Here is a 204-nt window from a genome sequence, read left to right as displayed (position 1 = left end):
GACGGCAGGGCCAGCGCCAGCGCCTCCCTGATGGCGTGGACATCCGGCGTACAGTGGAGCTTCGCGGCAATCACCGCCAGCTGCCCGGCGTCGTGGTGGGCCAGCAGGCTCTCCAGGGCGGTCAGGGCCAGCCCGGCCTCCGGGATATTCGACAGCAGGCCGCCGAAGCCAATCGGCAGCAGCAGGAGCGGCTCGAACTTCCTG

The 204-nt window shown here is 70.6% G+C and carries 1 pseudogene; it reads right to left on the bottom strand.

From position 1 onward, the window contains the following. Positions 1-204, bottom strand: a pseudogene (locus FQK12_RS05460) (oxaloacetate decarboxylase subunit beta); the annotation flags it as partial.

It is taken from the genome of Klebsiella sp. ME-303 (genome assembly GCF_007910085.1).
In the GTDB taxonomy this organism is placed as follows: domain Bacteria; phylum Pseudomonadota; class Gammaproteobacteria; order Enterobacterales; family Enterobacteriaceae; genus Klebsiella; species Klebsiella michiganensis.
Note: the sequence above shows the minus strand (reverse complement) of the source record. Positions and strands in the feature narration are given on the sequence as shown.